At 53.8% G+C, this 26212-nt stretch carries 26 protein-coding genes; 12 read left to right on the plus strand and 14 right to left on the minus strand.

Annotation, left to right across the window (positions count from 1 at the left end; translation table 11 throughout):
* Nucleotides 1-256: 256 nt before the first annotated feature.
* From JYB85_RS12270 to JYB85_RS12300, 7 genes are all read left to right on the plus strand, one after another.
* Nucleotides 257-652, plus strand: coding sequence for a putative quinol monooxygenase (locus tag JYB85_RS12270; protein WP_207379533.1), 396 nt, complete (start codon nucleotides 257-259; stop codon nucleotides 650-652).
* Nucleotides 653-701: 49 nt separating this feature from the next.
* Entirely contained in the window at nucleotides 702-1145 is a 444-nt protein-coding gene (locus JYB85_RS12275) for a hypothetical protein (RefSeq protein ID WP_207379534.1), read from the plus strand.
* 348 nt (nucleotides 1146-1493) lie between these two features.
* Entirely contained in the window at nucleotides 1494-2657 is a 1164-nt protein-coding gene (locus JYB85_RS12280; protein ID WP_207379535.1) for an acyl-CoA dehydrogenase family protein, read from the plus strand.
* A 12-nt stretch (nucleotides 2658-2669) separates the two neighbouring features.
* Nucleotides 2670-4070, plus strand: a complete 1401-nt coding sequence (locus JYB85_RS12285; RefSeq protein WP_207379536.1) for a sensor domain-containing diguanylate cyclase — start codon at nucleotides 2670-2672, stop codon at nucleotides 4068-4070.
* A 341-nt stretch (nucleotides 4071-4411) separates the two neighbouring features.
* Nucleotides 4412-4927, plus strand: coding sequence for a DUF1993 domain-containing protein (locus JYB85_RS12290; protein WP_207379537.1), 516 nt, complete (start codon nucleotides 4412-4414; stop codon nucleotides 4925-4927).
* A gap of 159 nt (nucleotides 4928-5086) precedes the next feature.
* On the plus strand, nucleotides 5087-6385 hold the full coding sequence (locus tag JYB85_RS12295; RefSeq protein WP_207379538.1) for a motility associated factor glycosyltransferase family protein: 1299 nt from the start codon (nucleotides 5087-5089) through the stop codon (nucleotides 6383-6385).
* Nucleotides 6382-6657, plus strand: coding sequence for a hypothetical protein (locus tag JYB85_RS12300; RefSeq protein WP_207379539.1), 276 nt, complete (start codon nucleotides 6382-6384; stop codon nucleotides 6655-6657). The genes JYB85_RS12295 and JYB85_RS12300 overlap by 4 nt, the downstream gene beginning before the upstream one ends.
* Nucleotides 6658-6708: 51 nt before the next feature.
* Here JYB85_RS12300 and JYB85_RS12305 read toward each other — a convergent pair whose 3' ends face one another.
* The 8 genes from JYB85_RS12305 to pseB all read right to left on the minus strand — a co-directional run bounded on the left by JYB85_RS12305 (nucleotide 6709) and on the right by pseB (nucleotide 14033).
* The gene (locus JYB85_RS12305; RefSeq protein ID WP_207379540.1) at nucleotides 6709-7326 is read right to left on the minus strand and encodes a pseudaminic acid biosynthesis-associated methylase; all 618 of its coding nucleotides are present in this window, start codon (nucleotides 7324-7326) and stop codon (nucleotides 6709-6711) included.
* 25 nt (nucleotides 7327-7351) lie between these two features.
* Complete coding sequence (gene pseI / locus JYB85_RS12310) at nucleotides 7352-8401, minus strand: pseudaminic acid synthase (protein WP_207379541.1); 1050 nt, start codon at nucleotides 8399-8401, stop codon at nucleotides 7352-7354.
* Nucleotides 8401-9048 (minus strand): formyltransferase family protein, encoded by a 648-nt coding sequence (locus JYB85_RS12315; RefSeq protein WP_207379542.1) that lies wholly within the window; start codon nucleotides 9046-9048, stop codon nucleotides 8401-8403. The genes pseI and JYB85_RS12315 overlap by 1 nt, the downstream gene beginning before the upstream one ends.
* Complete coding sequence (gene pseG / locus JYB85_RS12320) at nucleotides 9041-10099, minus strand: UDP-2,4-diacetamido-2,4,6-trideoxy-beta-L-altropyranose hydrolase (RefSeq protein WP_207379543.1); 1059 nt, start codon at nucleotides 10097-10099, stop codon at nucleotides 9041-9043. Before pseG ends, JYB85_RS12315 begins: the two co-directional genes overlap by 8 nt.
* 4 nt (nucleotides 10100-10103) lie before the next feature.
* The gene (gene pseF, locus JYB85_RS12325) at nucleotides 10104-10784 is read right to left on the minus strand and encodes a pseudaminic acid cytidylyltransferase (RefSeq protein ID WP_207379544.1); all 681 of its coding nucleotides are present in this window, start codon (nucleotides 10782-10784) and stop codon (nucleotides 10104-10106) included.
* Nucleotides 10785-11125: 341 nt separating this feature from the next.
* Nucleotides 11126-11845, minus strand: coding sequence for a pseudaminic acid cytidylyltransferase (gene pseF / locus JYB85_RS12330; RefSeq protein WP_207379545.1), 720 nt, complete (start codon nucleotides 11843-11845; stop codon nucleotides 11126-11128).
* A 44-nt stretch (nucleotides 11846-11889) separates the two neighbouring features.
* Nucleotides 11890-13041, minus strand: a complete 1152-nt coding sequence (gene pseC / locus JYB85_RS12335; RefSeq protein ID WP_207379546.1) for a UDP-4-amino-4,6-dideoxy-N-acetyl-beta-L-altrosamine transaminase — start codon at nucleotides 13039-13041, stop codon at nucleotides 11890-11892.
* Nucleotides 13038-14033: a UDP-N-acetylglucosamine 4,6-dehydratase (inverting) gene (gene pseB, locus JYB85_RS12340; RefSeq protein ID WP_207379547.1), complete on the minus strand. Its 996-nt coding sequence runs from the start codon at nucleotides 14031-14033 to the stop codon at nucleotides 13038-13040. Before pseB ends, pseC begins: the two co-directional genes overlap by 4 nt.
* Nucleotides 14034-14419: 386 nt before the next feature.
* Here pseB and JYB85_RS12345 point away from each other — a divergent pair, with 386 nt between their 5' ends.
* From JYB85_RS12345 to JYB85_RS12355, 3 genes are all read left to right on the plus strand, one after another.
* Entirely contained in the window at nucleotides 14420-16924 is a 2505-nt protein-coding gene (locus JYB85_RS12345) for a motility associated factor glycosyltransferase family protein (RefSeq protein WP_207379548.1), read from the plus strand.
* A gap of 146 nt (nucleotides 16925-17070) precedes the next feature.
* On the plus strand, nucleotides 17071-17550 hold the full coding sequence (locus JYB85_RS12350) for a DUF2947 domain-containing protein (RefSeq protein ID WP_207379549.1): 480 nt from the start codon (nucleotides 17071-17073) through the stop codon (nucleotides 17548-17550).
* Nucleotides 17551-17586: 36 nt separating this feature from the next.
* Nucleotides 17587-18159 (plus strand): chalcone isomerase family protein, encoded by a 573-nt coding sequence (locus JYB85_RS12355; protein WP_207379550.1) that lies wholly within the window; start codon nucleotides 17587-17589, stop codon nucleotides 18157-18159.
* 86 nt (nucleotides 18160-18245) lie between these two features.
* Here JYB85_RS12355 and JYB85_RS12360 read toward each other — a convergent pair whose 3' ends face one another.
* Entirely contained in the window at nucleotides 18246-19136 is an 891-nt protein-coding gene (locus JYB85_RS12360) for a DUF6268 family outer membrane beta-barrel protein (RefSeq protein WP_207379551.1), read from the minus strand.
* Nucleotides 19137-19182: 46 nt separating this feature from the next.
* Entirely contained in the window at nucleotides 19183-19803 is a 621-nt protein-coding gene (locus JYB85_RS12365) for a TetR/AcrR family transcriptional regulator (RefSeq protein WP_207379552.1), read from the minus strand.
* Nucleotides 19804-19948: 145 nt separating this feature from the next.
* On the opposite strand from JYB85_RS12365, the gene JYB85_RS12370 reads away from it, so the two are divergent.
* Together JYB85_RS12370 and JYB85_RS12375 are read left to right on the plus strand one after the other, a co-directional pair.
* Complete coding sequence (locus JYB85_RS12370; protein WP_207379553.1) at nucleotides 19949-21058, plus strand: efflux RND transporter periplasmic adaptor subunit; 1110 nt, start codon at nucleotides 19949-19951, stop codon at nucleotides 21056-21058.
* A 3-nt stretch (nucleotides 21059-21061) separates the two neighbouring features.
* Complete coding sequence (locus JYB85_RS12375) at nucleotides 21062-24127, plus strand: efflux RND transporter permease subunit (protein ID WP_207379554.1); 3066 nt, start codon at nucleotides 21062-21064, stop codon at nucleotides 24125-24127.
* 126 nt (nucleotides 24128-24253) lie between these two features.
* On the opposite strand, the gene JYB85_RS12380 is transcribed toward JYB85_RS12375, so the two are convergent.
* The 4 genes from JYB85_RS12380 to cydB all read right to left on the minus strand — a co-directional run bounded on the left by JYB85_RS12380 (nucleotide 24254) and on the right by cydB (nucleotide 26211).
* Nucleotides 24254-24499: a YdcH family protein gene (locus JYB85_RS12380; protein WP_207320303.1), complete on the minus strand. Its 246-nt coding sequence runs from the start codon at nucleotides 24497-24499 to the stop codon at nucleotides 24254-24256.
* A gap of 166 nt (nucleotides 24500-24665) precedes the next feature.
* Complete coding sequence (locus JYB85_RS12385; protein ID WP_207379555.1) at nucleotides 24666-24935, minus strand: TfoX/Sxy family protein; 270 nt, start codon at nucleotides 24933-24935, stop codon at nucleotides 24666-24668.
* Between the two features lie 14 nt (nucleotides 24936-24949).
* A complete protein-coding gene (gene cydX / locus JYB85_RS12390; protein WP_207324285.1) occupies nucleotides 24950-25063 on the minus strand; it encodes a cytochrome bd-I oxidase subunit CydX in 114 nt (37 codons plus the stop codon).
* 8 nt (nucleotides 25064-25071) lie between these two features.
* On the minus strand, nucleotides 25072-26211 hold the full coding sequence (gene cydB / locus JYB85_RS12395) for a cytochrome d ubiquinol oxidase subunit II (RefSeq protein ID WP_207379556.1): 1140 nt from the start codon (nucleotides 26209-26211) through the stop codon (nucleotides 25072-25074).
* Nucleotide 26212: the final 1 nt, after the last annotated feature.

Consider the following 26212-nt stretch of genomic DNA (forward strand, 5'->3'; position numbering starts at 1 on the left):
TGCTCTACAGGCTCAATGATGCTTCCGTCATCTAATCATAGTAATAGTGGTGGAAGTCGCAGCATACTGCACTTTAGTCGGTGGAAACCCAGACTCATATCATGAAATAAAACAGAAAATGCTTTGAAAACAGGGTCTCAAACCCGGGGCTGTACAGATGGGAGGTGCAATCGGGCAACCAAGGTGCCACTATAGGCATTCACTCCATCGGGCAGGCCAAGATAGCCGGCCCATCGCAAACAAAAGGTAAATCAGGATGATTTCCAGAAGAACCCTTATTGGTTGGCTCGCTTTGGCGCCGCTGCTGGCAGGCGCTGAAGATAAAGAGCCGCAAGCCCCCAAAAGTGACACAGGGGAGCAGATGTATGGCCTCATAGGCCAGATCCTCGCCACCCCGGGAAAGCGGGATGAGCTTGCCTCGATTCTGATTAATGGCATAGCCGGTATGCCGGGTTGTTTGAGCTACATAGTCTCCAACGATCTGCAGGATGAAAATGCCCTCTGGGTCACCGAGGTCTGGCAAAGTAAGGCGCAACATGGGGCGTCACTGTCACAGGATTCGGTCAGGCATGCAATAGCAAAGGGACGGCCACTTATCGCCGGTTTCGGCCAGCGGATTGAAACCCTGCCCCTGGGTGGCCAGGGCGTATGAGCGCTCACATTATTGATAAGAGTCGATCAAGTCCGGGATCCTGCAAAGCATGACTACTTATATCACTCCAACTTACAGGCAAAGGTTTGTTGCCCTGTTGCAGAGCCTGCTGCCTTTGGGGGCAGCCTACGTCTGCATATTCGCTGCAGGCCTTTATAGAGACTGGGTCGCCCCGCTACCAATAAGCGAACAGCTGCCATGGATAAGACTTGTTCTCTTCACGGCTACAGTTATCCTCGCGGCATTCGCATATTTGTGTTATCGCGCCGGACAAAGGGTTTGGCACTCAGGGCAATGGCCGGCACCTGGAACAGCCGTGCTGTTCAAGACACGTGTCCATACCGGCTGGTGGGCGAAATTGAATGCGATAACCTTTTACTTCCTTGCCCTTATCACGGTTGCCGCTCTGGCCTATTTACTGAAGTTTGTCGTTACAATCGATTTGGAACCTTATCTGAATGAAGTGGTGCATGGCATATCTTGTGGGCCATGAGTTTCCCTTTAGGGCTCACTAAGGGAAATATTCGCCCCAAAAGGCAGGGCGCTGACTTACATCCCTGATTTGCAGGGCCCTGTTCTCGCACCCATTTCTCCACCTTATTTCTCCCTATTAAATCCCACCGGCCCACAGGCTGAAATTGTCTCTCCCTTGCACAGTGAAGGCCCCCAACCGGGTTTAACCCCGGGCCAGTACAGCGCCGAATCAAAGGTACACTTTGATACAAAGTGCATGATGATAATGATTTTTTTCGGAACCCAAGCCAATTTTTGTTGCAGCTTGGAGGGCAAGGGGCTAACGTCAATGAGGGCATCGGCTGGAACTAAGGTAGTACGCACTGCTATGCACGAACTGATCTCCCCCGCGCTGCGGGAATTGCAAACCGTGGCGCAGGCCGTCACGGATGAAGTCATAGCCCCCAATGCCGCCAGGGTGGATGAAGAGGCCCGCTGGCCCAGGGAATCCATGGCGGCCCTGGCGGATGCCAATCTGATGGGGCTGCATGTGCCCACGCGTTTGGGTGGTCACGGCCAGGGCCTGCTGGCGCTGGCGCTGCTCAGCGAGACCATAGCCAGGGGCTGCTCCTCTTCGGCCCTGTGCTTTGGTATGCACTGCGTCGGCAGCGCCGTTATCGCCAGCAAGGCCACTGCCTTTCACGAACAGCAGTATCTGGTCCCCATAGCCGAGAACAAGCACCTCACTACCCTGGCCCTGTCCGAATCCGGCACCGGCAGCCATTTCTATTTGCCCCAGACCCGCCTCAGCCGCGATGGTGACTATTTCGAAGTCAATGGCACCAAGCAGTTTGTCACCAATGGCGGCCATGCGGACTCCTATGTCATTTCGACCCAGGTCAGCGGCCAGGCCACGGATGCCGGTGATTTCAGTTGCCTTATCGTCGACCGCGACAGACCCGGCATGAGCTGGCTTGATGCCTGGCATGGCCTGGGGATGCGCGGCAATTCTTCACGGGGATTGCAGCTGGAGCAGTTGCGGGTACCTGTGGCCAATCTGCTGGGGGAGGAAGGCGACCAAATCTGGTACGTATTTGAGGTGGTGGCGCCCTTCTTCCTCACCGCCATGGCCGGCACTTATCTGGGTTTGGCCGAGGCGGCATTGCAGGATGCCGTCACGCATCTGCGCCGACGGGTTTACCAGCATTCGGGCCAATCATTGGCGGATGTGTCGCTGCTGCAGGTGCGCCTGGCCGAGATGAAACTGCGGGTGGAAAAATGCCGGGCGCTGCTGTATCAGGCGGCGTTTCGCGGCGATCAGGGCCGGGCCGATACCGCCCTGCATCTGATGATGGCCAAGGCCGATGCCGCCGACACCGCCACCTGGGTGACCAACGAGGCCATGAGCCTGGGGGGCGGTCAGGCCTACCGGGAAAACGGCCCCCAAGGCAGGCGCCTGCGGGACGCCAGGGCGGGCCACGTGATGTCGCCCACCACTGACCTGCTCAAAACCTGGATTGGTCGGCAACTGCTCGACTTGCCGCTGCTGTAGAGGTAAGTGCTCATGGATGGCTTGGTACTTTATCTAACTAAAAGTCCGGCGCAGACCCAGCCTGATGAACAAAAAGATCCGCTGCTGCCGGAGCTGCATGCAGTCCTTCAGGCAAGCGATGTACAGCTGAGCTGTGTTGACGGTGTCGACCGGGCCATGCAACTGTTGCAACAAGCCCATGCGCCGTTGCTGCTGTGCCTGCTGGCGCCGGATCTGGACTCGCCCCTGGCCGGCGCTCGTAAACTGTTTCCCCTGGCGCCCCTGTGCCACTGGATACTGCTGTCCAATGAGCCAGAGCCGCAACCGCCCTCGCCCCTGAATCGCTTCAGCCAACACCTAAGCGTGCTGCCGAGGCATTCACTGGCACCGCTGCCGGAACTGCTGCACAAGGCCAGGCTGCGTTATCGCCATGAGCAGGCTATAGGCCGGATCAACAACCAACTGCAACAGAGCGGCGGCAACAGTGCCCAGGCCCTGCAACGCTATACCCAGTCGGTAGACTTTCTGCGGCATCTGTTCGACACCGCCAACGAGGCCATGCTGGCCACGGCGGTCAACGGCTGCATAGTGCGCTGGAACCGGGCCGCGGAGCACCTGTTTGATCTGGAGCCAAGCGAGCTCAGCAATCAATGTATCTGTGATATCGCCGGCGACGAATGGCAGCGCCGCATGCCGGAGGTCCTCGAGCAAATGGCCCAGCCACAGCATGCCCAGCTGCGCCTGGAATTGCGTTGCCGCCTCGGCAATGGCCGCGACTGTGTGCTGGAGGTCAAGCTGGCGCAGATCTGCAACAACCAGTCGGCCTTGATGGGTCTGTCCTTTTTCATCAGTGATATCAGCGCCCGCAAACAGGCCGAGACCGAGTTGCTCAAGCTCAACGAGCAGTTGCAGCAGCTGTCGTTTCAGGATGGTTTGACCGGCATAGCCAACCGGCGCCATTTCGACTTTGCCCTGGAGCGGGCCTGGCACGAGGCACGCCGGCAAAAACAGAGTTTGGCTCTGGTGATGTTCGACCTGGATTATTTCAAGGAATACAACGACAGGCTGGGCCATCAGGCCGGTGACGAATGCCTGCGACGGGTGGCCGCCGGTCTGAACAGCCAATTGCACAGATCCACCGATCTGCTGGCCCGCTATGGTGGTGAAGAATTCGTCCTGCTGTTGCCCAACAGCGGCAGCCGCGAGGCAGTGCAACTGGTACAGAACTGCCTCGCAGCCCTGTACAACCTGGACCTGCCCCACCCGGCATCCAACATAGCCCCCTCGGTCACCCTCTCGGCCGGTATTGCCGCCATGGTACCGGACACAGAACTGCCTCACAGCCTGCTGGCGGCCGCAGACAGCCAGCTGTACCGCGCCAAGGCCGCCGGTCGCAATGGTTATTGCGCTGAGGGCCCAGAGCTCAATCACTGAACCCGGCCACTGAATCAGCCATCGCCGGCGGTCGCCAGGGCAGCTCTTTACCAGTCTTCCAATCTCCGTCAGCCCACTGCTGGCCGCCTGGGTCAAAGCAGGACCTGCTTTTGCCAAGCTAAGCCAGTCCAAGCCAAGCAAAGATAGCCCCTGCTCTGTCTTATTGTCGGCAGCCCAATCCCGGGGAACCAATTCCCGGACAGCCAGTGCGATGACACTAAAAATTAATGCTGTGCCGACAAAGGGGACTTGCTAGCGGGGCGATTTTGCCTTTGTATAGATGAGCGGGGCATCTGCGGCCGCTTTGGCGGCAATCACCAATCACATGACAGGGAAATAACATGAGTCACTTTGAAATCAATGAAATCAAACGCCTGTTTCTCAGCAGACTGGATGCACTTGGCCATGTGCTGAGCCAGGCCGAAAAGCACTTTGGCGAGTTGGACAGCAAGATGGACGAGCGCCTGGCGCCGGACATGTTCCCCCTCGGCGCCCAGGTGGCCCTGGCGTGCAATCAGGCCAGGGGTTTTGCCCAGTGGTGTGCTAATCAGCCCATAGACAACCTTGGGAAAGAGGTGGAAAGCCTGGCCCGGGCCCGTGAAATTATTGCCCAGACCAAGGAGCTGGTTAACAGCATAGCTGTCGATGATGCCAAGCTTGACGACATCAAACGCATAGGCCTTGGCCCCGGACGCTACTGCGAACTGCCGGCGCGCCAGTACCTGAGTGAATACCTGCTGCCAAACCTGTATTTCCACATCACCACCGCCTACGCCATACTGCGTCACCTGGGCGCACCGCTCGGCAAGGCCGACTTTATGGTATTCCTCGCCCCCCACGTGCGTCAGGAAGCCTGAAGCCTTTTGTAGTTCAAAAGGGGAAGGATGTCTCCCCCCATGACACCTTCCCCTTTAAAATGCGCTAACAGCTTGCTACTAAAGTAAAAAAGGCTTTTTCATGCCTGGAGAAAGCTCTAGTATTAAAGCAGAATCAATGCCGTTCAAGGAATTTGCCCCATGACAGATTTGCTGCAACACAACATGGCCATTATCCGCCGGCGCTGGCCGGAAGTGGCCCAGGCCATGGATGCAGCGGATACCGACAGCCTGGATGCCATGTTGGTGACCGGAGCCAATCAAACCATCAGCGTCAACGGCATCCAGCTCAGCAGCCGTCATAACCGCCTGGCTGAAGCGGAACTTTTGATAAATCAGCTTCCGGCCGGGTGCAGAACCGTCTCGGTTTACGGTATAGGTATGGGAGATGTCCCCACCTTACTGGCTGATAACAAGCACTTGGAACAGATCCGTATCTGCCCGCTCAATTTGAATCTGTTCGTGTTATTGCTCAGCTACACAGATCAAAGTGAGTGGTTAGGCGATATGCGAGTGGAGTTGGAACCTCAGCCACGGCAAGATGCGCTGGCACAGCATCACATTGCGGTAATACCGGATCTGTTACTGATCAGTGACGATAATGCCAGACTGCGCGATCTGTTGATGTTTCAAAATAATCTTGCCTTTGCCAACAAACGACACCGCGATGACGATGTGAAATTTCAGCGCCGGCTGGCTGACAATCTTGAGACCATAAAGCAGGATCCCGATGCTGCTTCATTGAGCATGCTTTATCAACCAAGCAAGACTCTGGTCGTAGGCACAGGACCTTCGCTGGAACAGCATTACCACTATCTGAGGGCACAAAGGGCGTTGCCCTTGGAAACGCGGCCCCTGATGATTGCCGTAGATACAGCCTTAAAGGCCTTGGCTCACGAGAATATCATTCCGGATATTGTCATGAGCGTGGACTTCAACATTTCGCTTGCTCACTTGCCCGAAGAGCTGCCAACGAATGTTAAGTTGGTCTATTTTCCCAAGACCCAACCACAAGTTTTGCATGCCTGGCCGGGTGAACGCTTCGCTGCCTATTCGCTCAATGAAACCTATAATGAGCTCAACAGCCGCTATCCAAAGCTGCGCTTGTTTGCCAACGGCAGCGTTATCCATCCGGCCATAGATTTGGCGGTATACCTCAAGAGTAAGCAAATCATCTTATTTGGCTGTGACTTCAGTTATCCCCAAAACAAGACTCATGCCTTTTGGCCCGAAGGCAAATTGGGACCCAAGATAACAGGTGAAAAACATCATTGGGTTATCAACGGCTATGGTGAAAAAGTGGTTACCGACCTGAATTTCAGGGGCTATTTGCTAGCACTTGAGCACTATATCCGGACTCAACCTCAGGTTGCATTTTATAACTCGAGTCTGGAGGGGGCCGCCATTGAGGGTACCCTGTATCAGGAGTGTAAAATATGAAGCCTGAAGTCAATATCATCCTGGTTCCCAAGCTGATAAGCACGGCCCATAAATTGCGATTGGGCCATGAAGCCGATGGCTCACATGATTTTGGTGAATGCCTTGATTTAATCAATGGCATTTTGCCGGAATTGCAAGACAGCGGGGCCTTGATGGCCTTATTTCAAAATATGCTCGCGGCGCAGGAAAGACACGATTGGCTTGCCCTGGCCGACTGTCTTGAATATGAATTGCCGTTATTGTTGCAGCAGTCGGCTATAAGCCAAGGCTGAATGTCAGCTGTTCCCGAATGCCTGACCGGTCAGGCATTCTGAATCCCGCAATCAGCGCTTCTCCAACAGGAACCAAGTTATGTCATCCTGAGGGAAGTTGTTATCCCTGTGATACATGAAGCCATAATCCACCAGTTGCAGATCGGGGTATTTGTCCAGCATCTCGCCGGCGAAATCCCGCTTGAACAACTTGCCACTGTGCCCGCGATACGGCACTTCAACCGGCGTGGGGTTGTAATATTCGGCGATGCAAATATAGCGTTGGCTGCTGTTGTACAGCTTGTCATATACCCCCTGCAACTCGTCGGGGTTGATATGGATCAGTACCCCTTTTATCAGCACAAAGTCATAACGAGTTTCAGGTACGAAATCCAGTATTGACGAATGATATACGGTGAGATCCTGAAACTGCTTAAGCTGTGCAACCGCCTTCTCATTGATCTCAATTGCCGACATTTTTACCTGCGGCATGATTGAGCCGAAAGCGGCAATATTCAAACCTATATTGGCCCCAAACTCGATAAAGCTTCCTATGTTTTGCGTCCGTCGCAATACCTTGGCAAAGAAAGCGATGTTGGCGGCAATCGCCCTGGCCCCTTGGTTGCGTTTCAGGTATTCATCACCAAATTCCCCAGCCCAAAATCTTTCCTGTTCAGTCTTGTAAGTCACCTTTAATTCCCCGCAAATGATGTGCTTATTCTATTAACTCAAAACTTAAGGCCGTTCCTTTTGCAAGGCCATGCTTAGCCTTTCGTCCAAGCACGGCTTCATAATGCTTGGGTGCCAAGCCAAAGCCCGGGCGAATACTTCTGATATTATCGGCGGTCAACAGCTCACCTTTGGCTATGTCTTTCACCACATATAAGGAGCGGCGGAATTTCACACTCCCCAACTCCGCCGTCGTTTTTTGATAATTCACTTTGCCGAGCGCCGACCAAGCGATTTTTGCATCCCGACACAGTGCCGCCAGCTCTTGAGGCTCCAGTGAAAAACTGTCATCCGGCCCACCACCGTTGCGATCCAAAGTGACGTGCTTTTCTATCACACAGGCGCCCAGCGACACTGCGGCTACCGCTGTCGCATTGTCTATGGTGTGATCCGAAAGCCCGGTTAAAACTCCAAAACGTTGTGCCATGTCCGGAATTGTGCGCAGGTTATATTCCTCTGCCGGAGCTGGATAACCACTGACACAATGCAAGATAACCAGTTCTTTACAACCGTTATCTTTGGCGGTCGCAATCGCCTCTTGAATTTCTGCTTCATTTGCCATGCCGGTGGACATGATCATCGGTTTACCGGTCTGCGCAACGCGCTTTATCAAGGGAAGATCCACCAGCTCAAACGAGGCTATTTTATAGGCGGGCGCATCCAGGGACTCGAGCAAATCAACAGCACTGAAGTCAAACGGCGAGCTGAAAACCGTAATTCCCAGTTCCCTTGCCTTCTCAAACAGCGCTTGATGCCATTCCCATGGGGTATGTGCCCATTCATAAAGCTCATAAAGTGAACGACCATCCCACAGGCCACCGTGTATTTGAAAATCTTCTTTATCACAGTCAATGGTTATTGTATCGGGTCTATAGGTTTGTAATTTTATCGCATCTGCACCGGCTTTTTTTGCCTCTTCAATAATCCTGAAAGCGTTATTTATATCGCCATTATGGTTTGCTGACAGCTCTGCAATTATGTACGGAGGGTAATCATGCCCAATCTTACGACCTTCAATTTCAATAAAATCGTTCATTAATCCTCTCTCTCTAACCTAATGTTGTAACGTTTACCACGGAATTCAAAAAAAGCAGGAAATCTTTCTGGATCACAAACTCTCAATAAATCGAATTGCGCGGCTAAGGTACTGTGAGGATCAATCCTGCTATCCTGAGGTGTACGCTTTCGATAATAACTTCCACCTTCAGCCTGAACTCTGGGTCGGCTATGCCAAATATTTTCACAAGCCCATGTGATAAGGGTCAGTTCAGCTTCGAACAGCAGATGATTTATCTCATCATAAAGTTCTGTGCCATTAAGGGGTATTTTGAGCTGATGCCAAATGTCCCCCGTATCGACTTTGTCTTCGGCATTAAGCAGTGTCAAGGTCAGGTTATGACAGCCCTTAATGACATCCCATATATGTGGTGACCAACCACGACCTTCAGGTAGTTCACTCGCATGCAGGACCAAGCTAAAATCGAATTTTTGCCTGAATTCTGCGGTTAGCAATTCGGAACAAGATACCAAAAAGAGTATGCCACCAAATCTTGTTATATCGGTAGTCCTATTAACCAGCTGGACATCATATTGTTCACCATTCAATGCACGCCAACGGGACAAATAGGGAAATACAGGATGACATGGATCGGTACACAATATTGTGACAGTGTTTTTATTCATTGATTAAATACCCTAAAACTCGCTCACAACCATCACCATCACATAAAATCCAGTTGTTATCCTGATAGATTTCATAATGTTCTTGTAAATGACCTAAGGCTGACAATAATTCATTTTCTATCGCATCGATGGGTATACTGATTGCAGCTTTTGCTTTTACCAGACTCGCGCATATTGCCCCTTGGTTTTCTGCAAGCGGAATGACAATACTCGGCAGGCTAAGACAAGCCCGCTCCCAAGACGTAGACCCCGGAGCGCCTATTGCCACGCCATGCTCTGCCATCAGTTCAGCCATGTTGTCGCAAAAGTCTATGTGCTGGATCCAATCTTTGTTTGAGTCGCAATAGGATTTCACCGGATGATAATGAGGCGCTCTTTGACTTAGCAATACGGTCACAGACAACTTCTCAGCCACTGCCTTGAGTACTTTGAGCACTCTGAGTGTCGCATTCGGCTCGTCAATGCCCCCCATAGAGACAAGCACACGCCGAGGGTCCCTGTGTGTTTTACGTATTATCTTGCGCCATTCCTTGAACCCTGGGGCCAGTAAAGCGTACTTTGCCCCCACAAGGCACAGGCAATGCGCTGGAACCAATCCATAATATGCGGAATGACACCTCAGTGCCGTCGGATCAACCAATATGTCGCAACTATGAGGTCGCGCAAGATCATCAATGGCTAACACACGACATCTTAAAGCCTTGGCCACCTCCTGCTCCCACTCAGCAGGTAAGCCATAATGATCGACAAGGATCCAGTCAGCCGATGCCACCTTCACCAACAGCTGTGCAGAATCTGTTTCCCAAGCAACTTGCAGCCACGCCTCATAATCAGCACTATGCCGGGGTATTAGAGGCGCCCTGACTACAGGCAATGTGATTAACCTATGGCCGCGCTCTTTAATCAGTCCCGTCAGGTCGCCTGGCTGAGGCCGACAAACAAAAGTCACATCATGTCCGGCCGCTTTGATCGCATCGGCGAGAACAAGGCAACGCATTATATGACCGGAACCAATCCAGCGTGATGCGTCCGCCCGAATAACGACATGCATAAACTTACCCTATTTGAAACAAACGTTCCGCTCTCTGCCAGTCTTCAATCGTGTCTATATCTTGTACTCTGTGCCTGGCAAGCATAATTAAGCGCGAATGAGGCCCAAAAAGCGGTATCGCGGATTGCCACGCCGCAACTCTCCCCCAGTAAAATTGGCCGGCGTCATGATAGGCTTCTTCAAGGTCCTGTGAACGTGTCAGTAAGTGCTCAGGATTAAACATGGATACCTGGCCCAGTGAATCAACCTTAAGGGCACGCTGAATAGGAAAAGCAAAACTCGTGGCGCTGAAAGCATACAGGCAATCTGTGGATTGCATGATTTCCAATCCCCGACGTATATCCTGTGGTTCCACAAATGGCGCGGTGGCATAAAGACAACATACTAATTCCGCTTGTATCCTTTGCTCAGTTAACCAAGTGACAGCGTGCCGAATAACATCGGTCGTAGTGGCATAATCATCAGCTAAATTTTCGGGTCTGATAAAGGGAACCTCGGCACCATAATTCCTTGCAACCGCCGCTATCTCAGGATCATCGGTACTGACAATCACCCGCTCGAAACAACCTGACTTCAACGCCGCTTCAATGGACCAGGCAATCATGGGCTTCCCGTGAAATAACTTTATATTTTTGCGGGGAATGCGCTTACTGCCACCTCTGGCTGGAATAACGGCAACGTTCACAGAATTTCTCCAACATCGGCTACTGACTTAAATTGCTACATGTCTCAAGGGCCCCATCACGGCAAAAATGTCGGATGGACGCTACATGATTATCGGCCACTTGAACGAAAACATAATTGTTGATCATGGTACGACTCAGATGGCCACTGTCCAGCCCAGCCTTGAAGGCTCAGGCAAGCTTTGCTGGGATGACTCAATAACCAGTGAGAACACCTCAACCTCGGCGCAACAATAGGTCAGCTCAGCCGACAAGATGCCCTCTGGTTTTTAAACCAGCTTGTCATCACTTGAATTTTTAATGCCAATCTTTCACTGTCTCGTATTGTGTGATTGTCTTGCCGTCAATTTTCACTGCCCCCGGGCTCCGCCTCAATGCTCTTGAGCGCTCGGTACATGGCCTCAGCCCTGAGCCAATCATCGGGCGTGTCGATATCCTGCACCTTATAGTTTGGTAACAAGTAGGGAATAGAGGCCGTTGAATACAAAGGCACGTCCTCCATGAAGGCTCGGGACCTGCCCCAGTAAAACTGACCGGCACCGAAATAGGCTCTCTCCAGATCCTGTGAGCGGCTCAGGAAGTATTCGGGAGAGAACATCTCTATCTCCCCGGCCGCAGAAATCCTGAAAGCTCTCTGGATAGGTGAGGGATATTCGGCTACGGCGAAGCAATATTGCTTGGCGCTATCCTGCTGTAATAACTGAAATGCCTTTTGGATGCTGTCGGCCTCAAGAAACGGTGCAGTGGCATATAAGGTACAGAGAAACTCGGGACACTCTCCGCGCTCATCCAACCAATGCAAGGTGTGCTTGATGACATCAAATGTGGTGGCATAATCATCGGCAAGGCTTGCCGGACGGATGAAAGGCACCTCGGCTCCGCAGGAAATGGCCTCACGAGCAATGTCACTGTCATCAGTGGAGACTATGATGCGCTCGAAACAACCACAGGCAATAGCCGCCTCTATCGAATAGGCAATGATAGGTTTGCCGTTGAACAGCTTGATATTCTTGCCCGGTATTCGCTTGCTTCCACCACGGGCGGGGATCATTGCCATCGCCATGTTCAGCTACTCCTGTTGATTAACCCGACCAGTTGAACCACCTTTCAGGTCGACACATGGGTCAACAAGCATTCGACTATATAATCCACCTCTTTTACCTTGATCCCGGGGTGCAACGGCAGCGTCATGATTTTACGGTAAAATGCCTCAGCATCGGGAAAATCGCCTTCCTTGAAGCCCAGCCCCAGATAATAGGGCTGCAGGTGCACGGGGAAATAGTGTACGTGTACCTGAATACCATCGGCTTGCATCTTCTCAAATACAGCACGGCGCTTTGCGGGATCGGGGAGGCGTACTATTTGCAGATGATAGGCACTCAGACTGCCGGCCAAAGGATCGACCGTCTTGACCGCAGAACCGGTCAACGCACTTCGGTAACTCTCGGCCAGCCTATTGCGGATTTCAACAAAGGTTTGCAGCCGGTCAAGCTGGCTCAGTCCCAACGCAGCCTGCAATTCCGTCATTCGGTAGTTAAAGCCCAGTTCCTGTTGCTCATAGTACCAAGGGCCCTCGTCGGGTCGCTGCAATTTCTCAACAGCTTTAGTGATGCCATGGCTGCGATAAAGCGCCATTTTCTCGGCCAGCCGGGCATCATTGGTTGTCGCCACGCCCCCCTCGGCCGTGGTGATTATCTTGACCGGATGAAAGCTGAATACCGTGATATCCGAATAGCTGCATGCACCTATCCGATCCCCGTCATAGGTCCCGCCCACACTGTGGGAGGCATCCTCAACCAGGCTCACACCATACTGTCTGGCAAGCGCACCGATTGTTTTCATATCGCAACTATGCCCGGCCAGGTGCACGGGAATAATGACCTTGGGTAATCGTCCCCGCGTTTGGGCCGTTTCAAGTTTGGCCTTCAGTGCCGCTGGACTCATATTGCCGGTGGTTGGCTCCACATCGACAAAATCCACCTCAGCGCCGCAATAAAGTGCACAGTTGGCAGAGGCAACAAAAGTTATGGGAGAGGTCCACACAAGATCCCCGGCCCCCACCCCCAGAGCCAGACAGGCAATATGCAGCGCCGATGTGGCGCTGTTCACCGCAACCGCATGCGTAGCTTGGGTCAAATCACAAATTGCCTGCTCAAAAGCCGGTACACGGGGCCCTTGGGTCAGGAAATCGGAATTGAGCACCTCAACAACGGCAGCTATGTCCTGTGGGGAAATGTCCTGTCTGCCATATAAAATCATGCCTTGGCATCCATGCTGAGAATTTCACTTGGCGTCAGGAAATGGGTATTGGTACCTGAGTTATATTCATAGCCTGCTTTAACCAAGGCGCCTTTCTCACCCAACTTGTTTTGGCTGTAATCATTATTACCACCAAAAAACTGTATGCTGGGGGTAATGACAAAATGATCATCAAACTCCAGAGTGTGGTGAGAATCATCACTTGGACACATAATTTCGTGCATCTTTTCCCCAGGTCTGATCCCCACTATCTCCTGTTGCAAATTCGGGCCATAGGCGGTCGCCAGGTCAACGACCCTGATTGACGGGATCTTGGGGATGAAGATTTCCCCCCCCTGCATTCTGGCGAAATTTTTCAACACAAAATTAACCCCATCCTGCAAGGTGATCCAGAAACGGGTCATTTCAGGGTGCGTGATGGGCAAAGAGGTGGCGCCTTTGGCAACCAAACCTTTGAAGAAAGGTACCACAGACCCCCGAGAACCTACGACGTTGCCATAACGCACGGCCGCAAACCGGGTCCGCCCGCCACCCACAATGTTATTGGCAGCAATGAACAGCTTATCGGAGGCCAGCTTGGTGGCACCATACAGATTGATAGGGTTCGCGGCCTTGTCTGTGGACAGGGCTATCACCTTGTCCACATTGTTGGCTATGGCCGCCTTAATTACATTTTCCGCACCATAGATATTGGTTTTGATGCATTCCATGGGGTTATATTCGGCCGCAGGAACCTGTTTGATGGCGGCGGCATGAATGACGAAGTCGACATCGCGAAAGGCCTGCATTAAACGGTCAACGTCGCGTACATCTCCGAGAAAATACCGCATACAGGGTGCATTGAAACGCTGTTGCATTTCGAACTGTTTGAGTTCGTCCCGCGAGAACACGATCAGACGCTTGGGACGATACTGCTCCAGGAGCGTTTTGACATATTGGTGGCCAAAGGACCCTGTGCCACCCGTTATCAAAATAGTCTTATCATTAAACATACTCACTCCCACAGCTAGGGTTATTACCGGTGACGGTATAAATTTCGCTTTAATTCATGATATTAGATAGAGCATAACCTGACGGCGTCAAATGTCTACTTCAGATCACTTTTAGTTTATGGGCCACAAAGCCCTGCAGAAATTTGCTTAACTCAACGGATAGCAAACAGCATGCCAATGGCTTAAAAAATCATGATTCCGTCGCTACTGAGCATGCGGAACCGGCTGAAAACCTTAAATTTGCTTGATTTTCATGTAATTGCTACAGTAAGCCAAACTTAGCCTGGCTCACCGGCCTGTGCTTCCGACGCAGAAACTGTCTTGCCAGGAATCGCATTTTTTTGACGGTTTGCTGATACAGCTAATGGACACCAGTAGAGGATGCTATGCCAGGATCATCACAACAGATCAATCCCGTATTTGCCATCAGCCAGTTTGACGAAGTCTATTTACCGTCGGTAAACAGGCAAACCTTTGAAAAACTGGACTCCAAGACCTTGTACCGGACCAAATTGAAAGACTTGTTGCACAAGCAGCAACACCTGTTTGTCATCATAGGTCTGGACTCGGGTCTGCTGGCCAATTACCTGCTGGATACCGAGCTACCAGCGGGCAGCAAGTATCTCTTTGTCGAACTAGACCCTGTGCTCGGGTTACTCGACATAGACATACCGCAGCGGCTGGCACACCGGCTGCAGGTGATGTCTTTAAGTGAGTTTACTGAGCGCATCTCAACCGACAATAACGAAATCTACATAGCCAAAAATGCCGTCAGCCTGCACAAATCTATGGGGGCCGAGTTAGCCTATCAGCAAGATTATCTGCTGTTGGCTGCCGAAGTAGAAAAGCTGCTCCAGCATGAAGCCTTCGATCATCAAATAGGCTTTACCCAGAAAATCTTTGTCAAAAGGCAGCTGCAAAACCTGGCCGATGATCGTCACCCGGCAGCCTTGCTACGCAATCAGTTTACTGGCCACAGATGCATAGTGTTGGCCGGTGGTCCATCGCTGGATAGCCATATCGACTGGGTTAAATCCCATCAGCAGGATATGGTGATCTTTGCGGTTTCCAGATTAAGCAAGCAATTGATAGAAAAAGGCATTACCCCACACATAGTCGTCTCTGTTGACCCCCAGCAGATGAGCATGGAGGTCAGTAAAGACCTGCTGAAATTGACCAACCAAACCATTTTCATCAACTCAAATCACGTCACACCAAGTCTCATAGGACAATGGCGGGGCAAGAGCGCCTATCTGGGGGCAAGGTATCCATGGGGTGACGAAGATGACGCTCAGGACAACATAGAAACCATGGGGCCCACGGTTACCAATGCTGCCATTCATCTTGCGGTTGAGATGGGCTTCAGCGAAATCCTGCTCTCGGGAGTCGACTTTTGTTATTCACCTACGGGATTCAGCCATACACAGGGCAGCATTGAAGCCAAGATAGGCCCAAGCCTGAGCAGTATGGGAGAATGGGTGGAAACCTACTCAGGTCACCAGGCCGAAACGCCGATCCAGTTGCTGCACGCGATGCAGTCATTGGCCGAACAGACCCAGAACCTGCAAAACTGTACGATTTACAACCTGTCAAAAGATGCCGCCAAAATTGAGGGCATAGCTTACAGAAGTCACTTATCCTTCTCCTTTGAAGCGGCCGACATTGATGTTTTTGCCAAACTGCACAGCTTGATTCCGCACACAACTCCAGACGACATCAGGCGGGATCTCAACGTCTGTGTCAGCAACATCAAGGCCACACACAAGAAATTGCTCGCCATTGCCAAGCTGGCAAAAGAAGCCATCAAATGCAATCAATCCCTCAGGACTAAATTGGCCAATCCGCAGGGATCGCAAAGCCAGGTGGGCAACCTAAAGCAACGTATTGAATCCATTGAACAAGAGATTAACGACAAGTATTCCAGGCAGGCACGGTTTCTCAAGTTTTTTGGCTATGGCGAATTCGCCCGCTTTCTCAACCCGGCTGCAACGGATGAATGGCAGCAAGACAAGATGCTCGACATGACAGAGGCCTATTACAAGGCCTTTGAAGAAAACTGTCATGTCCTGGCAGACATGGTTCATGACTGTGAGCTGATACTTGATGCACGTAAGTCTGAGTTACAGGTCCCCACACAATTAAACACACTGGAATCATTTTGGTTGAACAATCTCGAACCAGGCAGGGTGTATGTCTGGTTGGACAGGCATGCAGCAATCTCAGGGGACCTCACAGAAGAAGACAAAGCGTGTATCGTCCGGTTGCAAAGGGCGTTCGAGAGCGAGATGTCACAGGGAAGCCAGGGGATCTCTGCAATTGCAAAAAAAGCGAACTCACTCTCCGGCGTGCAACAAAAACTCATCATGCTGTATCGCCATCAGAACTCAGCCGCCCTCAACCACATGGTAAAATTGCTTGAACCGTTAAGCAAAGGGGAACCTGAGGCCCACAGGCTTTACCGCCTTGCCCAAACCTATGTGTACCAACTGGAAAACAAGTCACAGGAAGCACTGGACAGCCTTCTCAGCATTCCGGAGAAGGACAGGACAGAAACAGAACTTAGGGAAATAGTGGTACTGTCCCTGTCGTTGCAGAAACTGGATCAGGCTTCCGAAGTGCTGAGCCAACTTCTGTCATACAGTGATGAATATGCCCCCCAATACGCTCAGGTGCTGAAGCTGCAACGGCAGTGGCAAGCCGCGGTCAATGTGTATGTTGACTACTTGGAGAAATACCCGGGTGACGTGCCGACATGGATTAAGCTGGGTCAATTCATGGTGGAATTGAATGAACCCGATGCAGCAATAACCTCCTTCCGCAACGCCCTGCAGGCCGACCCGGATAATGCCATAGCCTCCCACTACCTGAAGCAACTCATGGCTCTGGACTGACAACACAGCGCACCAGGCATGCTTGGTGCGCTTTAGTTGATGCTGTTATCTTACAGATGGTTCGCAATGCCGACACCGGGCTATGCCGGTGTTGGCTATACCGTTATAATGCTGCCACTTTCTGCCTGCACCACCGGGAGTCCTGCTTGACCCACAGTTATATTCCGCTCGACCAATACCGTCGCAAATGGATCTTCAATCACAAGGATCTGCCCGTCAGCGATGAAGACAAGGCCAGGATCCGTCCCCTGGACGACAAGAGTGCCATGGCTGTGTGGAAGGCGCTGGTCAGCAATCAAAGCAGCCATGCTGAACAATTTGGCAAGGGTGATTGGCAGACAAGGGCCAAGACCTGGGTCAAAACCGATTTCTGGCAGTCAGCCTGGGATTCGGAAGCTGCCGAATTGCCAGCAATGCTGGCGGAGTTTATCCATTGGCCGGACGATACCCGGGTGTATTTCTGCTATGAAAAATATCAGGTAATAGAGACCTGCTGGGACGTGTACCGCCGGAACTGGAAATGCTTTCTGTTTTTCGATGATGGTCCCCTGCTGCTGAGTGACAGCGCCAAACAGGCTGTGTGGTTCGAGCAATCGGGCAAGTATCATCTGGGCACCCGCCCCTGAATCAGGCCTCACCCTGGGCCACCGAAAGGACATTTCATGAAATTTTGCTTTGCCATACTCTTGGCTCTGGGGCTAAGTGCGTCACTGCCGACCCAAGCCAGCTCCGCCCCCTATGAGATTGCAGGGATCTCAATTCCGACCGAATTGACCCAACAGGGCATTCCATTGCAACTTAACGGCGCCGGAGTGCGCAGCAAGTTCTTTATGGATCTTTATGTGGGCGGCCTTTACCTGCCAAACAAGGCCGATACCGCCGCCAATGCCTTACAGCAACCGGTTGCGGCTGTGAGTTTGCATATTATTTCCGGCCTTATTACCGCCGACAAAATGCGTGCCGCCATCAGCGAAGGATTCAATGAGGCAACCGCTGGCAACACAGAGGCGATCCAGGCCGATATCACCCGCTTTATGGGTTTGTTTGAGGAAGAAATAAAGGAAGGGGATCAGTTTCTGCTTTATGCCAGTAAGGAAACCGGAGTCAGTGCCTTTAAAAACGGCCAGCTGCAGGACACCATCACCGGAGAGGCCTTTCGCCAGGCCTTGCTGAACATTTGGCTGGGTGACGCACCGGCCCAAGGCAGCCTTAAAAAGGCCATGCTGGGACGCTGACACTCAAGCACCATGCCCATCGAGCCATGGTGCTAAATAAATTGAGCGGATGTTGGCAGCGATAGCGGCTCAGCCGCGTTGGGGTGTTAGAAACGATAGCCCAGATGCAGGGCGCCCGCCGGATAACTGTCCAGTTCCCTGACCCTGTTGGGCTCACTCAACTCCAATTCGGGGTTAATAAAATACCCCAGATAGGCATTGAGATTGAAACCCTTACCCAGTTGCCAACCCAGACGGGCAAAGCTGCTGGTTTCTGTCAGTTCCAAGGTCTGTTCATTGGCCCCCACCAAAAAGCGTTCGGTACGGTAGGCTGCCCCCAGGCCCAATTCCAACCCGGGTGAGATGCGGTAGCTGAATTCAATACCCGCCGGACCGCTGAATCCCGTCTGGAATGGATTGGCCACCCGCCATTTATCACTCAATTGCCAATTGATAACCAGGTAAGGGATGGTTCTCACCTCGTTGATATCAATGAGATAAGCAATACCAAAGCCCAGGATGTTGCCGGAATCAAATCTGCGTACTGCGGCGCCGACAATCCCGTAGCTGGCCGCATCAGCCGCCGACACCTCATCGCTGTAGGCGTATTGCAGTTGCGGAGTCAGCATCACACTCCAGTGGCGATTGAGGTTATAAGTCAGACTGATAGCCGCGCTATAGCGTGTGGCTGAATCGAATTGGGCGGCAGTCACTGCGGGGTCTGTGGCAATACTTTCCGCCACTCCGGAAAAATCCCAGTCCAGTTTATCGGCACCCAGGCGCAGTCCCAATCCCCAAGTCTCGTCCAGTTGCCAATTGGCCCTGGCTCCCAGGAGATAGCTTTGGCGACCAAGCTCGCCACCGCCCTGCAGATCCGCGTCGGCCGTATCTATGGCGGTAAAACTCAGGCTATAACTGTCGCCCCGACCTTCCCCGGCCAACACCCAGTGACTGGCAGACAGACACCCAAGTGCCAGCAATGCTGCGAACTTTTTCATCCAATGTCCTCAATGCCATCATCAAAAGCTCAAGTATAACCACAGCTTAATCCAGGCGGTGGGCCCGGAGAAACAACTCAGCGCTTTGAATGCAATACTGCCTGTGCTCCTGTTCAAGCTCCCCGGTATCCAGCCCCAGCTCCTTTCTGAGCCGCAGTTCGCCGAACAACATTAAACAGAAACGGATGGCTGCCTGGCGCTTGTTGCCAAACAGATAACGTCCATGGGTCTCAACCCGGGTAAAAAATTCCACCAGCAGGCCCAACATATGCTCAGGCCCTGCATCAAAATACAGCTGTGCCGTGTCGGGATGGCTTTCTACCTGAGAAACACAGGCACGATAGACAGTGATGGCGTCGTCGCTGACAATCAGTTCCCCAAAATGAACCGCAAACTGGGTCAGGGCCTTTTCCGGCTGCGCCGCATCGGCAAGCAACACATCCGTCAGCTGATACACCACACATTTGGATTCAATGGAAGCCACAAAAAGATCATCTTTACTGCCAAAATGAGCATAGACGGTTTGCTTGGATACACCGGCTTTTTTGGCCACCTCGTCCATGCTGGTGTTGGGAAATCCCTGGCCGCAAAACAAGGCTATCGCCGCCTCAAGGATCTGGGCGCGCTTCTGTTCGCTGCGACTCATGGGGGCTTCTTTGGCTGCCATGCACAACTCCGGTATTGGTGGTAATTTCTGCATTTAACCACAAATTAGACTAGACAGTCCAGTCTGACCACCATAGACTGGTTTGGCTGACCTTATACTGGAAGGGTTGGCTCGTTTTCAGGATTGTCGAACAGGATAAGCGCCCATGGATAGACTCAGCCGTTCCCGCCGTATTCACTCAATCTCAGTGCTGCTGGGTTTGGCCCTGCTTGCCGGTTGCGACGGTGACCCCGACAGCAAACAGTCCAAAACGCTCCCAAGCGTCACCACCCAGGTGCTTGAAGCCCAAGACCATTATCAACAGACCCTGGAATTCAGCGGCACTGTCCGGGCCGGTAACACCACGGGTGTCGGGTTTGAGCTCGGCGGCAAACTGAGTCAGCTGATGGCCGACTCCGGTGACAAGGTGCAGGCGGGTCAGGTATTGGCGCGGCTGGACACCCGGCTGTTGGATGCGGAACTCAGGGAACTGGAAGCCAGCCTGGCGCAAAACAGCGCCGATCTTACCCTGGCGCAAGCAACACTGAAGCGCAGCGAAGCCCTGAATCAACAGGGATACGCCTCGGGCCAGCAGCTGGATGAACTGCGCGGCCAATTGGCCAGCCTCGAAGCCGGTCGCGCCCGTTTGCAAGCCGCCAGAGATGCCATCAAACTCAAACTCGACAAGTCCAGCCTGACAGCCCCCTTTGAGGGCACCATCTCCATTCGTCACTTTAACCTGGGCGAAGTCCTGCCACAGGGTCAGCCGGTATTTACCCTGATCCAAAGCGGCAATCCCCAGGCCCATGTGGGGGTTCCGGCGGAGCTGGTCCGCAACCTGGGTGTCGGCTCTGCTTTGGATGTCCGCGTCGGCAATACCCATTACCAGGCCAGGCTTGAAGGGATCAGCGCTGCCCTCAATCCCCTCACCCGCACCGTGGGTCTGCGCCTGGCACTGCCCGGCGATGCGGCCCTGCTCAATGGCGAAATTCTCTATCTCAACCTCAGCCAACAGATAAATACCCCCGGCTACTGGGTGCCCATGTCGGCCCTCACCGACGGCCTGCGCGGTCTGTGGAATCTGTACGTGGTGGTCAGAAATGACCAGGGGGAATACCGGGTCGAACGCCGGGACGTGGAAATCCTCTACACAGACAAGGACAGGGCTTATCTGACCGGTGCCCTCGGCGACAAAGAGGCCTACATTACCCAGGGCCTGCATAAACTGGTGGTTGGCCAGCAAGTCTCCCCCATCAGCCAACTCGCGACGAGGTAAGTCATGATCAAGGCCTTTGTCGAAAACGGCCGCCTGGCGGCCCTGCTGATCGCTTTGTTGATCGTGGCCGGTCTGGGGGCCATCCACAGCCTGCCACGGATGGAAGATCCCCATATCACCAACCGCTTCGCCTCGGTGATAACCCAGTATCCCGGCGCCCCCGCCGAACGGGTTGAAGCCCTGGTGACCGAGGTACTGGAAAACCAGCTCCGTCGTCTCGAGGAACTCAAGCTTATCCAGTCCACCTCCAGGCCGGGGATCTCGGTTATCCAACTGGAGCTGAAAGACGATGTGATGGAAACCGATCCCGTCTGGTCCCGCGCCCGGGATCTGCTTGCCGACAGCCGCCAGGCCCTACCCGGTGGCGTCAACAACCCTTTGCTTGACGATCAGATAGGTTACGCCAATACCGCCATATTGGGTCTTGCCTGGCGCGGAGACTCGCAGCCCAGGCTGGATATTCTCGGCCGTTATGCCAAGGAATTGCAAAGCCGGCTGCGCCTCTTGCCCGGCACCGACTTTGTGCGCCTGTACGGCGAGCCTGCCGAAGAAATTCTGGTGGAACTGGATGGACGCAAGATCAGCCAATTGCAGCTGACCCCGGGCGCCATAGCCCAAATCCTCAGTGCGGCAGACAGCAAGATTGCCGCAGGCGAGCTGCACAATGATCAATTTCGCGCCCTGGTGGAAGTGTCCGGTGAGCTGGATTCCCAGACCCGCATTCGCCAGGTGCCGCTCAAGGTCGATGCCCAGGGCGAAATCGTGCGCCTGGGCGATGTGGCCAGCATCAGCCGCCAACCCAAGAGCCCGGCGGCAACCGAAGCGCTGCTGCGGGGTGAACAGGGGGTGATGGTCAGCGCCCGCATGCTCAACAACACCCGGGTCGATATCTGGATGGCCCAGGTCCGGGAAACCGTGGCCAACCTAGAGGCAGGTATGCCGGCCAACGTGGAAATCCAATGGCTGTTTGAGCAGGAAGGTTACACCAGTACCCGTCTGGGGGAGCTGGCAGTCAACCTGTTACAGGGCTTCGCGATCATATTGCTGGTACTGATGCTGACCCTGGGTCTGCGCAACGCTGTCATAGTGGCCCTGTCCCTGCCGCTGACGGCGCTGTTTACCCTGGCCTGCATGAAATATATAGGTCTGCCCATACATCAGATGTCGGTCACGGGTCTGGTGGTGGCGCTCGGGATCATGGTGGACAATGCCATTGTGATAGTCGATGCCATTTCCCAACGCCGCCAGGCGGGACAGGGGAAACTGCAGGCCGTAACCGAAACGCTCAAGCACCTGTGGTTGCCGCTGGCGGGCTCAAGCATTACCACCATACTGGCCTTCGCCCCCATAGTCTTGATGCCGGGCGCCGCCGGTGAATTCGTCAGCGGTATCGCCATATCTGTGATGTTTGCCCTGCTGGGTTCGTATCTAATTTCCCACAGCCTTATCGCCGGTCTCGCCGGCCGCTTCAGTCCCAGCCACGAGCACGACTCTGTATGGGCCCATGGCGTGCGTATGCCCAAACTCGCCAAACGCTTTAACGCCACCTTAAGCCTGGCGCTGAAACGTCCCGTCTTCAGCGCTTTGGTCATTGGCCTGCTGCCGTTGCTGGGCTTTCTAGCCGCCGGGCGCATGACGGAGCAATTTTTCCCCCCCTCAGACCGGGATATGTTCCAGATAGAGCTGCATCTGGCGCCCCAGGTCAGCCTGGCCCGCACCCGGGCCGAAGTGGAGAAGCTCGACAAGGTGCTGGAAGAAACCGATGGCATAGAGCGCATCGACTGGGTTGTGGGCGGCAATATTCCCTCCTTCTACTACAACATTACCCAACGCCAGCAGGGGTCGAGCAACTATGCCCAGGCCATGGTCAAAACCCGGGATTTCCGCAGCGCCAATCGCCTGATCCCCGAATTGCAGCGCCGCTTTGACAGTGAATTCCCGGCGGCACAGATCCTGGTCCGCAAGCTGGAACAGGGGCCGCCGTTCAATGCTCCGGTGGAAATGCTGGTCTACGGTCCGTCACTGGAACAGCTCAATGAACTGGGTGAACAGGTACGGGCGATTTTGGCCACCCATCCGGATGTGATCCATACCCGCAGCACCCTGAGTGCCGGTGCCCCCAAGGTTTGGCTGGAAGTGAATGAGGACGCGGCGCTGCTCAGCGGCCTGTCGCTGTCGGACATAGCCAATCAGGTACAGATGGCCACCAGCGGCCGCAGTGGTGGCAGCCTGGTGGAGCAGACCGAGTCATTGCCGGTGCGGGTGCGTTTGGATGACAGCCACCGCCAGCAGCAACAGGACTTAGGTGAGCTGCAACTGGTATCGGGTGCCGCCGGCGGCATTCCGCTGTCCGCCCTGTCCAGCAGCCATTTAAGCGTCAGCCGCGGCGCCATCCCCAGACGCAACGGCCAGCGGGTTACCACCCTGGAAGCCTATATTCGTGCCGGCGTTCTGCCCGGCAAGGTGCTGGCCGATGTACGTGCCGAGGTGGATGCCCTGCCCCTGCCACCTGGCTACCGCATTGAGGTGGGCGGTGAGAGCGCCAAACGAAACGAAGCGGTCGGCAACCTGTTGTCGAACATAGTGCTGGTGATCACCCTGCTGCTGGCGACCCTGGTGTTATCGTTCAACTCCTTCCGCCTGACCGGCATTATCTTGCTGAGCGCAGTGCAATCGGCGGGGCTGGGGTTGCTGGCTGTATACCTGTTCGACTATCCCTTCGGTTTTACCGTGATCATTGGCCTGCTGGGCCTGATGGGATTGGCCATTAACGCCGCCATAGTGATACTTGCCGAACTGGAGGATGTGCCCGAAGGCCGCGCTGCCGACAATGATCTGATAGTACGGACAGTCGCCAGTTGCACCCGCCATATCAGCTCCACCACAATCACCACTGTGGGGGGCTTCCTGCCGCTGATCATTGCCGGGGGAGGCTTCTGGCCGCCCTTCGCCATCGCCATCGCCGGTGGTACGGCCCTGGCAACCCTGCTGTCACTGTTATGGGTGCCGATCATGTACCGGTTATGGATGCGCCCCAAAGCCCAAACTCTGCAGTGCGCCGAGGCTTGAGTCTTCCCAAGATAAAGAAAAGGTGCCCGATGGCGCCTTTTCTTTTATTGTCTGGCTTTCAGAGCAGGCCCCCGGCAACGGGCAGCAAAAAGCCGGAGATAAACTCCGGCTTCCCGACCATGGATGTCAGTGCCCCTTGGACACCAAAATACGATACAGCTTGTCTTTCAACTCGGCCCGTTCCAGTTTGAGCGTACCGAAGTGCTCATCTGTGGTGGGGACCTTATTGAGTTCCAGACCACGAATTTTATGGTCCAGTTGGTGATAGCGTTTTGACATGCCCATAAATTCAGGATCCGTGGATTTCAGATCCTGAATAACCGCACTGTATTCAGGAAACTCTGTAGACAGAAGATGCTTTTCACCCAGCATGCATGGCCCTCCCTTGGTTAATTTGCAGCCATAAATTAACCATAATCCCTGCCGGCCACATTGGCAAATTCCCCCACGCAACTTGCTGCTATTCCCATCTAAAAAAGCGACTTTAGCCGCCATTGCGCCACAAAAAAGCCGCTTCATCGGAGCGGCTTTCTCAGAGTCACAGCCTGTCAAAGGCCAGGGCGGCATCCAGTGCCAACAACAGTTCCCCCTTGCGGCTGCGGGCCACCTGCTGCCAATGACTGTCAGTGATGGCCCCTTCCAGGGCATACAGCAGGTTCAGATTGGGCTTGTGCCCCAGTCGCTGCAATCGCAGCATGACATTAATGGCCCCCAACTCCCGCAGCTGTTGCAAATTGCAGACACCGACCTCGGCCAACAGGGCCGCCGACTTTGGGCCCAGATTGCGACAATCAACTATGGCTGTCATGGCGAGGCGCAGGCTCAGTCGCTTTCCGTTTTGCGATCCATGTTCTCGGTATGCTCTAGCCACAGGGCGTTGATGATACCAAAGGCACAGGCCAGCAATACGCCCAAAATCCAGGTGAAATACCACATAGGGCCTCCTAGTAAAGTGATGTCTTGTTGGAATCGATAAACTGGCGATTAAGCCGGCCATACATTTTCAAATAGGTCCAGATGGTATAGCTCAGCACTATGGGCACAAACACCATGGCAGCCAGGGTCATGACGGTCAGACTGGTGGCGCTGGCGGTGGCATCCCACATGGTCAGGCTGACGTTGGGCACCAGGGAGGATGGCATCACAAACGGGAACATGGCGGCGCCGCAGGTGAGGATCACCCCGCTGCTTGCCAGTGAACTTGCCAGAAACGCCAAACCGCTGCGATTAAGCAGGCTCGCCATGACCACCAACAGCGGCATCATGAGTCCCAGGGCCGGCAATATCAGGGTCAGCGGCCAGCTCTGGTAATTGGCCATCCAGGCGCCGGTCACGGTTTCCACCGTCTTGTTGAGCGGATTGGAGGCGGCGCCGTGATCAAGCACAGAGGTCAGCACGTAACCCTCTATGCCATTGGCTACCCAGAAACCGGCGGCGGTAAACAGCACTACCAGCACCAAAGCAACCACCACGGAAACCTTCGCTGCGCGAACCCTGAGCTCCCCTTCGGTCTTCATCTGCAACCAGGCCGAGCCCTGCATCATAAACATGGCGACGCAGATCGCCCCGGACAACAAGCCGAAGGGATTGAGCAGCCCAAGCAAACCGCCGTGGTAAGTGGCGCGCAGGTATTCATCGAAGTCGAAGGGCACCCCCTGCAACAAGTTGCCAAAGGCCACGCCTATGATGAGTGGCGGCACGAAGGAGCCGATAAACAGCGCCTTGTCCCAGGACTTGCGCCAGCGCGGATCTTCTATCTTGGAGCGATAGTCAAAACCTACCGGGCGCAGGAACAGCGCCAACAGCACCAGTACCATGGCGAGATAAAAACCGGAAAAGGACACGGCATACACCATGGGCCAGGCGGCAAACAGGGCGCCCCCTGCGGTAATGAGCCACACCTGGTTACCGTCCCAGTGGGGGGCGACCGAGTTAATCATGATGCGCCGCTCTGTGTCATCTTTGCCAATCACGGGCAGCAGTATACCCACGCCCATATCAAAACCATCGGTAACGGCAAAGCCGACGAACAACACCCCAATGAGCGCCCACCAGATAAATCTCAAGGTTTCATAATCAAACATA

Origin of the sequence: Shewanella sedimentimangrovi, assembly GCF_017354965.1 — a bacterium.
In the GTDB taxonomy this organism is placed as follows: Bacteria; Pseudomonadota; Gammaproteobacteria; order Enterobacterales; family Shewanellaceae; genus Shewanella; species Shewanella cyperi.